This window comes from Chitinophaga sp. OAE865 (assembly GCF_040546735.1).
Lineage (GTDB): Bacteria > Bacteroidota > Bacteroidia > Chitinophagales > Chitinophagaceae > Chitinophaga > Chitinophaga polysaccharea_A.
Genome location: NZ_JBEPOF010000001.1, coordinates 2,529,421 through 2,543,039 on the forward strand (window position 1 = coordinate 2,529,421; position 13,619 = coordinate 2,543,039).

Genomic DNA, 13,619 nt, shown 5'->3' on the forward strand with positions numbered 1-13,619 from the left:
TATTTTTTAGCGTATATCAAACTAATACAAATGAACAAATTTTCCTCACTAATGCTATTACTGGCTGTAGGCACACAAGCCATCGCACAGGAGATGCCTGTTGTGTTCAACAAGAGTTTCAGCGCTCCCAAAAACCAGTACAGGAAGCTGGCCATTGCGGAGAACAACGCTATTGTTGCCATCGGGGGCGGAACAGATAATGGTTGCATTACTAAATTATCTGCCACAGGCACGCTTATTTACAATGCCAAACTGAATAAAGGCGGCCTGGTAGCGTACCAGGACCTGTTGCTGCTGCCCAAAAATGAACTGGTAGCAGTAGGTGGTGGTACCATTGCCTATGGCAATGCACGTATTACAAAACTGTCGGCCACCGGCGAAGTGGTATTTGACAAAAGCATCGGTAACGGCCAGGGTGGCTATTTTACCAGGGTGATTACCGACCGGCATGGTAATTACATTACTGTGGGCGTTGATGGCAGCAAGCCCGCACAGGCACGCATCACGAAGATGTCGCCCGATGGCAAAGTAGAATTCGACAAGGGTTTTGGCGCGCATAATGTGTTTACCAATGTGCTGATAGATGAAGATGAAAACATTGTTGCTGTAGGCGGCGATGTGGGTGATGGACAGGGAAAGGCTTATATGGTAAAAGTAGATGGAAAGGGAGAGAAACAATTTGAGCTTTCCTTTGGTAAACCAGGCGCTACATTTGAAAAGATGTTACTGCTGGAAGATGGCGCCGTACTGGCTATGGGCGGCGGTGCTTATGGCACCGGCAATGCCAGCCGTATTGCTAAAGTAAACGCTGAAGGACAAGTAGTATTTGATAAAGAATACAGTGCGGCGGATGGTAAGTTCAACGCCATGAAGGTGAACGACCTGGGGCAGATTTTTGCCTGCGCAGAAGAGAAAGACAAAGGCCGTATTGTGAAACTGCGCCCGGATGGTACAGAGTTGTTCAACAGGGAAACAGATGCCGCATTATATGCACTGGAAGTAGGCAAAAACGGGAAAGTAGTAGCTGCCGGTGGCAATGTAAGCAACAACACGGGTAAGATCGTGAAGCTGCTCCCTGATGGTACTGTTTCCATTGATAAGAACCTGGGCTCTGTATTCCAACACCTGTTACTCACAGAAGATGATGAGATCTGCGTAGTGGCAAAAGAAGGCTACCGTATGATCAAGCTAAGCCCCGATGGTGAAATGATGTTTGATAAACAACTGGGCAAGTACGATGCAAAAACTACATTGGCATCGTTGCTGATGAGCCCTTCCGGCGAGATCCTGGCAGCAGGCGGCGGTGATGAAGACGGTAACCGGATCATCAAGATCAGTCATGGTGTATCCATTAATGATATTGCCGTTTCCGAACCATTGAATGGGTTATCCAATGCTACACTGACCATTACCTTATCCGGTTTTTTAAGAAGCAACGGTGTTCGTACGCCCGTTAACGTGCATTATAAAACCATACCTCATAAAGGTGGCGCCGGTGCATCGGATTTTGATGTAACCGAAGGAACCATCTCTTTTGTGCCTTCCGAGTTTGCCGCAGGCGCTATCATCTCCAAATCTATCCAGATCCCTGTTAAAAGCGATAACCTGCTGGAAGGTAAAGAAGCTTTCCACGTGGAAGTACTGGATGCTTCTGAGCTGTACCTCACCAAGGCAAAGGGCGAGGTAACCATTTTGGATCAACCGGCTATGGTAAAATTCATTGGCGGCAACAACGGCGCAGAACCGGCTACTGATGTAGTATTTTCTGCAGGTTTGTTTAAACGCGATAATACCCCGCTGATCAATGCCACTTCCAAACCGGTTAGATTAACTTATAAGTTTGGTAACGGAACAGCTTTGCCCGGCGCTGATTTTATCAGCAGTATCAAAGCGCCTTTTGTGATTGACAGCGGTGCTACCACTGCCAGCCTGAGCGTGAAGGTAAAAGACGATAACCGGTTTGAGCTGGCTGAAACTGTTGTGCTGGTGTTAAGTGAAATTAAAGCGGAGAATGAAGCGGTGGTTGGATATAATGGAGATGTAACTTCTATATCTGCTTCACAATACATACAGGATCAGGCTGCTTATATTACCCTGGTGAAGCTCACTGATGCAAATGAGTCTGCCACCGCCCCGGTAAGTATGTTTAAATGTATACTGGTAAAAGCATCCGACCAGAGCGTGCAAACAAATTGCACAGGAAGTGATATCAATATTTTCTTCGGGGTAGACTCTTCCAGTACGGCTGCTTACGGTAAAGACTACGTGATTATGAATGGCGACATGGTAAAGATCACCGGAGATTGCGCTTTCAGTGAAACCGACATACAGGTGGCGCTGGTAAATGATCGTGTAAAGGAAACGGATGCGCTGGTATCTGTAAAACTGCGCGATGCTACAGCCGCAGCCAACGCAGGGGTATTGAAGATTTCACCTGAGCTGAAGCTGCATAAGGCGGTGGCTGTTATCCACGACGATGATAACGATGAAGGCACTGTGCTTACCGCCAAATAACAACGGCTTGGATCAATAACCGATATACGCGCTTCAGGCACACTACATTCCTGCATATTTAATTATGCGGGAATTTTTTTGATATTAAATTTAAAAGCAGCATCTTTTATATTAGAATATAAAAGATGCTGCTTTTTTACGTATGGATAAATCCGCTTATTAGCTGTTCTCGTAGATAACAATAGATTAACATTATTTTTTTTAAAAAAGAGTTGTGTCTTTTAATGGTTAACTTGGGAATAGCCTGGTATCTCCTTACCGGGCTTTTTTTATAGTGGTTTACGCATCACATAATCGTCCATGATATAGCCGCTGCCGATATCTGTTTTCTTCTCTTTCAATACGCTGAATCCCTGTTTTTCGTAGAAGTATTTTGCTTTGTTGAAGCGGTTTACATCGAGTTCCAGCGTATGGGCGCCGCGGTCTTTCACCTGGTCTGCCACCTGTTGCAGCAGGAATTTGCCTACTCCTTTTCCCTGGTAGCTTCCATCAAGATAGATCTTATGCAGTTTAAAAATGCCGGCTGTATCTGTAGTGCCGTAAGCGGCAAAGCCGATAGGCGCGCTGTCGTCCAGCAGGATGAGGAACTGGTGTCCAAGCTCCGTGATCTGTTTGTTCAGGGAGGCGGAACTGTACATCATGTCTAGCATGTATTCTATTTGTTCAGGTGTAAGAATGGATTGGTAGGTAGGTCGCCAAATCTTTTCTGTGAGCTCCTGTATAACAGGAATATCGTTAACGGTAGCTGCTTTGATGTGGTACATAATATTAAAGGCTGTTATTTTCTTTCAGTATGTTTTCTATGGTTTTTTCCAGTTGATCGAGGGGTGCATATCCCCTGGCGCAGAGGTACAATTGTTTACCCGTGTCCAGGATGGCAGCGGGGAACCCGGTGATGCCCCAGTTCTGGATCAGCTGGAATTCCTGCTGGGTTTCATAGCGGTAATTTTCATCATGCAGGCGGCTGATAAATTCATCTTCCGGCAGGCTGAACTTTTTGATCAGCGAACGGTAAGTACTGTCGTTATTCAGGCTCTGGCCATTATAATTCAGCGCTACCTGCATGTCGTGCGCAAAGGTGATGGCGTTTTCCGGCTGGTATTGTTTAAAGACTGTAAGCGCAATCCCTGGTTTTTCGGAATCCATGATCTCTTCTGAAGGAAGCAGTTTTTCCAGGAAGGCTGCGCCGAATTTTGCGCCCGTCATATTTTCCACATTGGTGTGCTCCCGCAGGATATATGCCTTCATGGAAGAAAAGGGATGGCGGTTATCGCCGGTGATCATTCCTCCGGAGAGGATATCAAATTCCATGCTCCCGGTATTGCGTTCCTGTAGTTGTTGTACTACAGGAGTAAAGCCATAGCACCAGCCGCACAGCGGATCGTAAATATAAATGAATCTCATAGCAGTAGCTTTTAGGCCCTGTAACAAAGGTACTAAAAGCTTACTGCCGGAAATGGGAGCTACTGGTTGTCCTGTTCAAAAAAATGTTCCTCATGTAGTTTTTTTGAGAGGGCGCTGTCCTTTCGTATAGCCTTGACAGATAGACGTATTGCAAATACAAGGGTAATAACAGAAGCGCACATGAGAAAGATGTTATTGCCGAGAAAAAGGAAGAAATCGAATGTTCCGTGAAAGAAAACGGCGATGAGGAGTGCTCTGAACAGGAGCGCGCTGCTTTTTTGCGGTACAAATTTAGCCAGGCCGGCGTAGTAACCCATTAGTACGGCAAAGGCGCCGTGGGCGGGCACGGAAAGGAACATGCGGGCAATGCCGGTGCCTACGCCGAACCTGCCTACGTAGGCAATATTTTCCAGAGTGGCAAAGCCCATCCCGATCATAACGGCATACACGATCCCGTCCAGTGGTTCATTGAATGCTTTTTTGGGATAGGCAAACAGCAGTAGTACCAGGAATTTAGCCAGCTCTTCAGAGATACCTACCACGCCATAGGCAAATGCGGCTGTGCCCAGTATAGTGCCGTTATTTTCGCGGAGGCCAAGTTCAACGGCGAGGCCCTGTACTGTAAGTGGCAGTGCCACGCAGAGCATACCAAGCAAAAAGCTTTTTACCAACAGGTTGGTGGGCTCCCGGTCGTATTTGTCTACCAGGTATATAAAAAGACAGATAGCAAAACCAGGGGCCACGGCCAATGCCAATAACATCATGGAAGGATATTTTTTTGTTGCTTACGTTGCAGCAGGTAGTTATTGAGCATGTCAACTGTGAAACTGCTAAGATTGTTTGCTTTTGTGATACCTCCTTTTTGTGCAGCGAGGGTACCATACCTGATATCCTGGAACCCCGGGATGCTGTGGGCATCGGGATCTATGGAGATGAGCACCTTTTTTTCCAGGGCATAATGCAGCCAGGTCCAGTCGATATCAAGACGGCGTGGATGTGCGTTGAGCTCTATTACCACATTGTTGGCAGCGCATGCGTCGATGATGGCCTTATGATCCACGGGGTAGCCATTGCGGCTGAGGAGCAGGCGACCGGTCATGTGTCCGAGAATGGTGGTGTATGGATTTTCGATGGCTTTCAGGAGCCTGGCCATTGCTTTTTCTTCTGTCATTTTGAGATTGGAATGCACAGAAGCAATTACAAGATCAAATTTTGCCAGGATCTCGTCCGGGTAGTCCAGTGCGCCATCGTTGAGAATATCGGATTCTATGCTTTTAAAAATGCGGAATGGGGCCAGTTTTTTATTCAGCTCATCGATCTCGGCATGTTGGGCCAGGATCCGTTCTATCTGCAGGCCATTCGCATAAAAAGCCGTGCGGGAGTGATCGCTGATCACGAGGTATTCGAAGCCCTGTGCTTTGGCCGCGATGGCCATTTCTTCCAGGGAGGATTCGCCGTCGCTCCAGTTGCTGTGCGAGTGGATAATGCCTTTGATATCGGAAGAAACGATCGTTTCCGGCAACTGATGGTTGCGCGCCAGTGTTAATTCGTTGATGCCTTCCCGTAGGAACGGTGGTATGTAGTCCATTCCGGCCGCGCTGAAAATGGCTTCTTCAGAAGTGGCATTGTGGATGAAGGCAGTGCCGCCTGCCGCGTTGAATTTATCGATAAAGGCAGGAGAGCCGGTGGTGTTAAATAAGGTGGCTGCAAAACTGGCTGCATCGCAGCAGTGGGTGATCACTTTCAGTTTTTCATCCAGTTGCCATACGAGGTTACCGGCATTGGCAGTGGTGAGGGAAAAGCCGGGCAGGGTGGATAGTTGTTGTTGTACTACCTCCACCGGGGCTGCTATGAGCAGTTCTATTTCGTCGATGATAATACTGTGGCGGCGGAAGGCGCCGGTGAGCGACACAGCAGCGGGTGCCATGAGCTGTTGCAGTTGTTTTTCCAGTTCCTGGCCGGTAGCCGCTACTTCTGCAAAGAGGAAGCGGTGGCGGTTGGAGAGATAGAATTCGATGTTCTGGCGAACGCTTTCCTGTGTTTTGGCGCCGAATCCTTTGAGGAGCATGAGGCGGTTTTCATTACAGGCGTAGAGCAGTTCACCCATGGATTCTATTTCCAGTTCTTTCCAGATGGTGGCTATTTTTTTAGGGCCCAGGCCTTTGATCTTCATGATTTCGAGGATACCGGCCGGGGTAATTTCCATGTAATGGTTCAGGAGTGAGCATTGCTGGGTATCGAGCATTTCCAGGATGCTTTTCCCGGTGGATTCGCCTATGCCTTTGATCCTGAATATCTCATCACGGGGAATATCTTTGAGGGGGCTGGGCAGTTTTTCGATAGTGAAAGCTGCACTGGCGAAGGATTTGGCTTTAAAGCTGTTTTCTCCGTGGATATCCATCAGTTTGGACAGGAGGGAGAAGTTATCTGAGATTGAATAATTATCCATGCCGTAAAAATACGGAGTTACGGGGATTGTGTTGGGGGGTGGGTATAAAAAAAGATCCCGGCACATATGCCGGGATCCTTATAACTACATTTTGTAATTCCGATCTTAGTTAGCCGGAGCTGGTGGAACTGTTGGTGCAGCAGCAGGTGCTTTTTTAGGAGCAGCTTTCTTCTTAGCAACAGCTTTCTTAGCAGGAGCGGCTTTCTTAGCAGCAGCTTTCTTTTTAGGAGCAGCTTTCTTAGCAGCGGCTTTTTTAGGAGCGGCTTTCTTAGCAGCAGCTTTCTTTTTAGGAGCAGCTTTCTTAGCAGCAGCTTTTTTAGGAGCGGCTTTCTTAGCAGCAGCTTTCTTTTTAGGAGCAGCTTTCTTAGCAGCAGCTTTTTTAGGAGCGGCTTTCTTAGCAGCAGCTTTCTTTTTAGGAGCAGCTTTCTTAGCAGCAGCTTTTTTAGGAGCAGCTTTTTTTGCAGCAGCTTTTTTAGGAGCAGCAGCTTTCTTTTTAGGTGCAGCTTTCTTAGCAGCTGCTTTTTTAATTGTTGCCATTGTTTTTTGAATTTGGGTTAGTAAAAAAATTGGGTATTAAAAAAAACTTTATGGCTAACACTGATTAGGCTTCCGCCTGAGCAGTGGTATCAAATGCTTTAACAGAAACGTAAGTCTTGTTTTCGCGACCTTTTCTGAATTCCACAACACCGTCTGCTACTGCGAAAATGGTAAAATCTTTACCAACGCCTACATTTTGACCGGGATGATAAACCGTACCTCTCTGGCGAACAATGATGTTACCGGAAATAGCTGGCTGACCACCGAAGATTTTTACTCCCAGCCTTTTGCTATGGGAGTCACGGCCGTTCTTTACACTACCTTCACCTTTTTTATGTGCCATTGTATAATTACTTTATTAATTGTCTGATAAAAAATTCAGCTTAATCAGGGAATTAAGCTATTTCATTGATTTTGATTCTTGTAAAGTGGGTACGGTGACCAACTTTCTTTCTGAAGCCTTTTCTTCTCTTCATTTTGAAAGCGATGACCTTGTCACCCTGAACATGAGCCAGAATCTCTGCTTTTACTACTGATTTTACATCAGTGCCTACGGACAGCGTACCAGCATTATCTGTTAACAGTACATCGGAAAACTCCACTTTGTCTCCAATATTTCCCTGTAACTGCTGTACAAAAATTTCCTGGTCTTTTTGTACTTTAAATTGCTGACCTGCGATTTTTACAACTGCAAACATAATTATCCAAAATATAATTTCCGCAAAAGTAACCTTTTGTTTTCTAATAGACAAAGTTTTTCGGTCTTTTTTAAATCACAATGTATAAACACATAGGACGGACCGTTTAAAGCTTAATCTTTTCAAAGATACATACTTTCCTGAATTTTAAATTATTTTAACAAATAATGATTTCCGGCCACGGGCCGCCACATCCACTTTTTATCCTGTTTCCCGATCTCTTAAAAACAGCTATCTTGCTGTGCAAACCAACGCAATTTTGTATACTTTTGTCGTTTACACGAATAAAAACAGATAGGATGAGCACATTTACTTATTTATCTATTTAATTAATAAGAGGGCCATTTCTCCCGAAATTCCTCATAATCAATTAAATCTTCAGTAAATAAATATGCCCAACTGTAGTCTCTCAATTATAAAACAACAGGCATGAAGTTTAAATCACTGCTGGCCAAACCGTTTGCTTCTATCGTATATAATAAGATAAAGAAGGAAATGTTAAGGGCGGTAGAAGATCAGGAGGCTATCCTGCAGGAGCTCCTGAAGACAGGCAGAAAGACGGAATTCGGAACAGAACATAGGTTCAGCGGGGTACAGACCCACGACGATTTTAAGCAGGCCGTGCCTTTGCGGGATTATGAACAGTTTAAGCCTTATATTGAAAGGATCAAGGAAGGCAAGCAGAATGTACTGTGGAAAGGACAGCCGATTTACCTGGCCAAAACCTCCGGAACTACCAGTGGCGTTAAATATATACCCATCTCCAAAGAATCTGTGAACAATCATATAGATACAGCCCGTAATGCGTTGCTGAATTATATGGGAGAAACCGGTAATACGGCGTTTGCAGATGGTAAAATGATCTTTTTATCGGGGTCGCCGGAGCTGGAAAGAGTTGGAGGCATTCCTACCGGAAGGCTTAGCGGCATTGTGAACCATCATATTCCCAGGTACCTGCGCACTAACCAGCTGCCATCGTATGAAACCAACTGTATTGACGACTGGGAAACGAAGCTGGACAAAATTGTGGAAGAAACCATTAACCAGGATATGACGCTGATCAGCGGCATACCACCGTGGGTACAAATGTATTTCGACCGTCTGATAGAGCGCAGTAATGGTAAGCGGATCAGGGAAATATTTAAGAATTTTGATGTGATGGTATATGGAGGAGTGAACTTTGAGCCTTACCGTTCCAAGCTCATGGCCTCTATCGGGGCACCGATCCACACGGTGGAAACGTTCCCTGCTTCCGAAGGCTTTTTTGCATTCCAGGATTCGCAGGATAAAGAAGGGCTGTTGCTCAACACCAATTCAGGCATTTTTTATGAATTTATACCGGCACAGGAAATTTTCAATGAAAATCCTACGCGACTGTCGCTCAAAGACGTGCAAACCGGCGTAAATTACGCAATGGTGGTCAACAACAACGCCGGTTTATGGGGATATAACCTTGGCGACACGGTGAAGTTTGTATCCACCAACCCTTATCGGTTGCTGGTAACCGGCCGGATCAAGCATTTTATTTCCGCGTTCGGGGAACATGTGATCGGGGAAGAAGTAGAGCACAGTCTAATGAAGGCCGCTGCGGAAGAAAATGTGCAGATCACCGAATTTACCGTTGCCCCGATGGTGCAAACCGACGGCGAGCTGCCTTATCATGAGTGGTTTGTAGAATTTGAGAATATGCCGGAGAACCTGGAAGCATTTTCCAGGAAGGTGGATGAAAACCTGCGTCAGAAGAATATTTATTATGATGATCTGCTGACCGGAAATATTTTGCAGCCCCTGAAGATAAGGACTGTACGTAAACAGGGCTTTATCGACTATATGAAAGCTATTGGAAAACTGGGAGGCCAGAACAAAGTGCCTCGTTTGAGTAACGACAGGAAGCTGGCAGATGAGCTGGCTGCGTATTTAAAAAAGTAAATCACCGTAATGAATAAACGAAAGATTGCCATCTTCGGATCTACCGGATCTATTGGCATACAGGCACTGGAGGTGATCGCTGCGCATCCCGACAGGTTTAGTGTAGAGGTACTGACGGCACAACAGAATGCTGACCTGCTGATTGAGCAGGCGCTGAAATTCAAGCCCAATGCGGTAGTGATTGGCAGTGAAGCAAAATACAAACAGGTAAAAGACGTATTATTTGATAAAGGCATTAAAGTATTTGCCGGTGCGAAAGCCATGGTGGAAGTAGCCTCATGGAGCTCGATCGATATGGTACTGGCAGCCATCATGGGGTTTGCCGGTCTGGCGCCTACGTTGTCTGCCATTGAGCAGGGAACCCCGGTGGCATTGGCCAACAAGGAAACCCTGGTAGTGGCCGGTGATATTGTTATGGCTACTGCCCGCAGGAAAAATGTGCCTATTATACCGGTAGACTCAGAACATTCCGCTATTTTCCAGTGCCTGCTGGGAGAGCCTTTCAGCAAGGTGGAGAAAGTGATCCTTACCGCTTCCGGCGGACCTTTCCTGGGAAAGAAACCGAACTTCCTTATCAATGTAAAAAAAGACCATGCCCTGCAACATCCCAACTGGAGCATGGGCGCTAAAATCACTATTGATTCCGCCACCCTGATGAATAAAGGGCTGGAAATGATTGAAGCGCGCTGGCTGTTCGGCCTGGCGCCGGAAAATATCGAGGTGGTGATACATGCACAATCCATCATCCACTCCATGGTACAGTTTGTAGATGGTTCTCTCAAAGCACAGATGGGATTGCCGGATATGAAACTGCCCATCCAGTATGCGTTGGGATACCCCGACCGGCTGGCCAATGATTTTCCCCGCTTCTCTTTCCGTAATTATCCGTCGCTTACTTTTGAGCAGCCGGATACCAAAACTTTCCGGAACCTGGCCATTGCCACCGAGGCGATGCACAAAGGCGGAAACGCCGCGTGCGTAATGAATGCAGCCAATGAAGAAGTAGTGAATGCTTTCCTGAAAAACAGGATCGGTTTCCTGCAGATGACGGAAGTAATTGAAGAAACGCTGGGCAAAATACCGTTTATTGAAACCCCAACCCTGCATGACTATTATGAATGCGATAATGCCGCACGTGAACACGCTGCATCCCTTATCAATTCTATCGTTATATAAATTGCCGGTAAAAATTAACAAAGAGTTTTGCCGGAATATGTATTAAAACTGATATATTAGGCAGATTAAAGCAGAAACAATTAAATGACTACAGAGGTAATATTGGTGAAAGCCGGACAGTTGTTACTGTCCCTTTCTATTTTGGTAGTGTTGCATGAGTTAGGCCATTTTATCCCGGCCAAGTTGTTCAAAACCAGGGTGGAAAAATTCTATTTGTTCTTTGATCCGTGGTTCTCTCTCTTCAAAATAAAGAAGGGTGAAACTGAGTATGGTATCGGATGGCTCCCTTTGGGCGGATATGTAAAGATATCCGGGATGATAGATGAAAGTATGGATAAGGAGCAGCTGGCCAAACCTCCGCAGCCGTGGGAGTTCCGCGCCAAGCCGGCCTGGCAGCGTCTTATTATCATGATAGGCGGCGTTACCGTGAATATTATCCTCGCGTTTTTCATATACGCCATGATCCTATGGCACTGGGGTGAAACCTACCTGCCTACCGCCGCCGCCAAATACGGTGTGGTAACAGATTCGCTGGCCCGCAGCATTGGAATGAAAGACGGTGATAAGATCCTTACCATCGATCATCACCATGTAGAAGCGTTTGAAGCTATTCCCGGAGATGTGATCCTTTCCGAAGCAAAAAGCATCCAGGTAGAGCGCGATGGCAAGGCTATTAACCTTCCCATCCCCGCGGGTTTTACCCGGCAGCTGCTGAAGCAGAAAGCGCCTTTTGCCATGCCCCGGCTCCCTTATATTGCCGATAGCACCCTCCCGGGATCAGCTGCCGCAACAGTGGGAGTGAAGAGCGGCGACCAGCTTATCGCCATTAATGGACAGGCAGTCCCGTACTACCATGAGTTTGCAACGGAGATCAGGAAACATAAAAATGAAAATGTGATAGTGACCGTTGTACGTGGCAATGATACCCTGAATCTCGCTGCCAAACTAAGTGAGAAAGGAACCTTTGGCGTATATCCCAGGGATCCTTTTGAGTATAAGGTAAAGAAATACACTTTCCTGGAGTCTTTCCCCGCCGGTTTCCACAAAAGCATCGACAAGCTCGTTAAATATGTACAGCAGCTCCGCCTGATCTTTGTTTCCAAAGAAGTAAAGGTGAGCGAGTCGCTGGGTGGTTTTATGACCATTGCCAAACTGTTCCCGGATGCATGGGACTGGCAGATGTTCTGGGAGATGACCGCATTTTTGTCTATTATCCTGGCATTCATGAATATCCTGCCCATCCCGGCGCTGGATGGAGGTCATGTGCTGTTCCTGCTGTATGAGATCGTTACAGGCCGCAAGCCAAGCGAGAAGTTCCTGGAATACGCGCAGATTGTGGGGATGCTGATCCTGTTCGGCCTGTTGATCTTTGCCAACGGACTGGATGTTTGGCGAAACCTGCTGAGCGGATTGTTTTAAAATATTGCCGGCATTTGATTTAGTTTTCAAATGCCGGTTTTTTTTAGTATCTTTGTGAGCTATTTTAGCTGGGGGTGCCTGGTTTTGACAGCATAGATCTTTGAGAGTGTAAGCATGCCGTGCGTTGGATAATTAGCACGATAATCTGAATATTCAAACTTTAATTGGCGAATCTAACTACGCCATGGCTGCCTAATTAAATTAGGTACCCATTATAGCCGCCCGGAGTTGTCGCCTTATGCGACTCCCGCCGCTGAATCATAAACCCATAGGGATAGGTATTCATGGTTTCTGTGAGTGAATACCGAAGCTACAACGGATAAGGAGACGGTTGGTTCGTTACGCCCCTGCCTGATCCCGACAAAACAATGCGTAAATAAGCATGTAGAAAGCTTTCGGCGAATATGTTTGGACGCGGGTTCGATTCCCGCCACTTCCACTTTTGGACGCGGGTTCATTTTCCCGCTTTGTTAAAATTTTTAAAGGCCACTGATTTTCAGTGGCCTTTTTTGTTTCTATTGACTTTGAAAGAGTACTTTAGTGGGTAATTCGGTTAGCTTTTTTCTTTTAAGATCACTAACCGAATTTTTCGGAAATTTGTGAAGAGCTTTATAGCAAAGGAGGGTTCAAGCCCGGAAAAAAATTGTGATGTTATGAAAATGAATGCTAAGTTGTCGATCCTTTTCTGGCTGAATGGTAAGGCGACAACAGACCAACAAAAAAGCCTATACGCCAGACTAACAATTGATGGCCTTCGAGCCGAATTATCCTTAGGAAGAAAAATTCCTATAGACCTATGGAATCAGGATTCCGGCCAACTAAAAAGCAACTCTGCGGAATCTTTACAAGTAAATCGATATATCTCTGAAGTAAAATTAAAACTTGAAAAGATCTATGATCTTTTGGAATATCAGCACTCAATAGTGACACCGCAAATGGTGAAAGAAGAGTATGTCGGGCATAAGCGGGAGAAAAAGACTTTAATTGAAGTAGCCGATTTTTTGATATCAAAATTTGAAAATAAAGTCACGAAAGGCTTACGATCAGAACAATCACTTTCTAAATGGAGAACCGTACGAAGTAAGATAAAGCAGTTTCTGAAATTTGAATACAAAACGGAGAATATCCTTCTTTCAAAGATCAACTATTGTTTTGCCGGAGACTTCGTTGATTATTTGACTACAGAACAAAGTATAAATACTAATTCAGCTTTTAAATATTGTAAGCAGGTTAAACAACTCCTCAAACTTGCTGTAGAACGAGGTTGGCTGCCAATCAATCCTATTCAGGGTTTTCGTTCAACCTACAGACAACCCGACAGGGATATTTTGGATTCTAAAGAGTTGCTACAATTGTATAATAAGGAATTTTCCACCCCAGATTGGAGGAAGTGAAAGATGCTTATCTATTCATGTGTTTTACCGGATACGCTTTTAAAGATGTAAAATCGCTTACTCATGCAAATGTTACAAAGTATTTTGATGGGGAGTATT

General features: G+C 45.5%; 12 protein-coding genes and 1 other RNA gene. 6 read left to right on the forward strand and 7 right to left on the reverse strand.

All coding sequences use genetic code 11. From position 1 onward, the window contains the following. Positions 1–30: 30 nt before the first annotated feature. Positions 31–2,514: a Calx-beta domain-containing protein gene (locus ABIE50_RS10395; protein WP_209863777.1), complete on the forward strand. Its 2,484-nt coding sequence runs from the start codon at positions 31–33 to the stop codon at positions 2,512–2,514. Between the two features lie 269 nt (positions 2,515–2,783). Here the strand turns inward: ABIE50_RS10395 and ABIE50_RS10400 are convergent, their stop codons facing one another. The 7 genes from ABIE50_RS10400 to rplU form a co-directional block, all read right to left on the reverse strand. Further along, positions 2,784–3,278, reverse strand: a complete 495-nt coding sequence (locus ABIE50_RS10400; RefSeq protein WP_209863774.1) for a GNAT family N-acetyltransferase — start codon at positions 3,276–3,278, stop codon at positions 2,784–2,786. Positions 3,279–3,282: 4 nt separating this feature from the next. Beyond that, positions 3,283–3,918 carry a DsbA family protein gene (locus ABIE50_RS10405; RefSeq protein WP_209863771.1) on the reverse strand — a complete coding sequence of 212 codons (636 nt, stop codon included), beginning with the start codon at positions 3,916–3,918 and terminating at the stop codon, positions 3,283–3,285. A gap of 59 nt (positions 3,919–3,977) precedes the next feature. Continuing rightward, positions 3,978–4,682: a PrsW family intramembrane metalloprotease gene (locus ABIE50_RS10410; protein ID WP_209863769.1), complete on the reverse strand. Its 705-nt coding sequence runs from the start codon at positions 4,680–4,682 to the stop codon at positions 3,978–3,980. Then, complete coding sequence (locus ABIE50_RS10415) at positions 4,679–6,367, reverse strand: helix-hairpin-helix domain-containing protein (protein ID WP_209863766.1); 1,689 nt, start codon at positions 6,365–6,367, stop codon at positions 4,679–4,681. The genes ABIE50_RS10410 and ABIE50_RS10415 overlap by 4 nt, the downstream gene beginning before the upstream one ends. A gap of 105 nt (positions 6,368–6,472) precedes the next feature. Further along, positions 6,473–6,904 (reverse strand): hypothetical protein, encoded by a 432-nt coding sequence (locus ABIE50_RS10420; RefSeq protein WP_209863763.1) that lies wholly within the window; start codon positions 6,902–6,904, stop codon positions 6,473–6,475. Positions 6,905–6,968: 64 nt separating this feature from the next. Then, complete coding sequence (gene rpmA / locus ABIE50_RS10425) at positions 6,969–7,247, reverse strand: 50S ribosomal protein L27 (RefSeq protein ID WP_079468897.1); 279 nt, start codon at positions 7,245–7,247, stop codon at positions 6,969–6,971. Positions 7,248–7,299: 52 nt separating this feature from the next. After that, a complete protein-coding gene (gene rplU, locus ABIE50_RS10430) occupies positions 7,300–7,656 on the reverse strand; it encodes a 50S ribosomal protein L21 (RefSeq protein WP_246121200.1) in 357 nt (118 codons plus the stop codon). A gap of 375 nt (positions 7,657–8,031) precedes the next feature. On the opposite strand from rplU, the gene ABIE50_RS10435 reads away from it, so the two are divergent. From ABIE50_RS10435 to ABIE50_RS10455, 5 genes are all read left to right on the forward strand, one after another. Continuing rightward, positions 8,032–9,531 (forward strand): GH3 auxin-responsive promoter family protein, encoded by a 1,500-nt coding sequence (locus ABIE50_RS10435; RefSeq protein WP_209863761.1) that lies wholly within the window; start codon positions 8,032–8,034, stop codon positions 9,529–9,531. Positions 9,532–9,540: 9 nt separating this feature from the next. Continuing rightward, positions 9,541–10,707: a 1-deoxy-D-xylulose-5-phosphate reductoisomerase gene (locus ABIE50_RS10440; RefSeq protein ID WP_142683294.1), complete on the forward strand. Its 1,167-nt coding sequence runs from the start codon at positions 9,541–9,543 to the stop codon at positions 10,705–10,707. Positions 10,708–10,791: 84 nt separating this feature from the next. Continuing rightward, positions 10,792–12,126, forward strand: a complete 1,335-nt coding sequence (gene rseP / locus ABIE50_RS10445) for an RIP metalloprotease RseP (RefSeq protein ID WP_209863758.1) — start codon at positions 10,792–10,794, stop codon at positions 12,124–12,126. A gap of 70 nt (positions 12,127–12,196) precedes the next feature. After that, positions 12,197–12,568: a transfer-messenger RNA gene (ssrA, locus tag ABIE50_RS10450) on the forward strand. Between the two features lie 211 nt (positions 12,569–12,779). Beyond that, entirely contained in the window at positions 12,780–13,520 is a 741-nt protein-coding gene (locus ABIE50_RS10455) for a phage integrase SAM-like domain and Arm DNA-binding domain-containing protein (protein WP_209863754.1), read from the forward strand. The last annotated feature ends 99 nt before the right edge of the window (positions 13,521–13,619 follow it).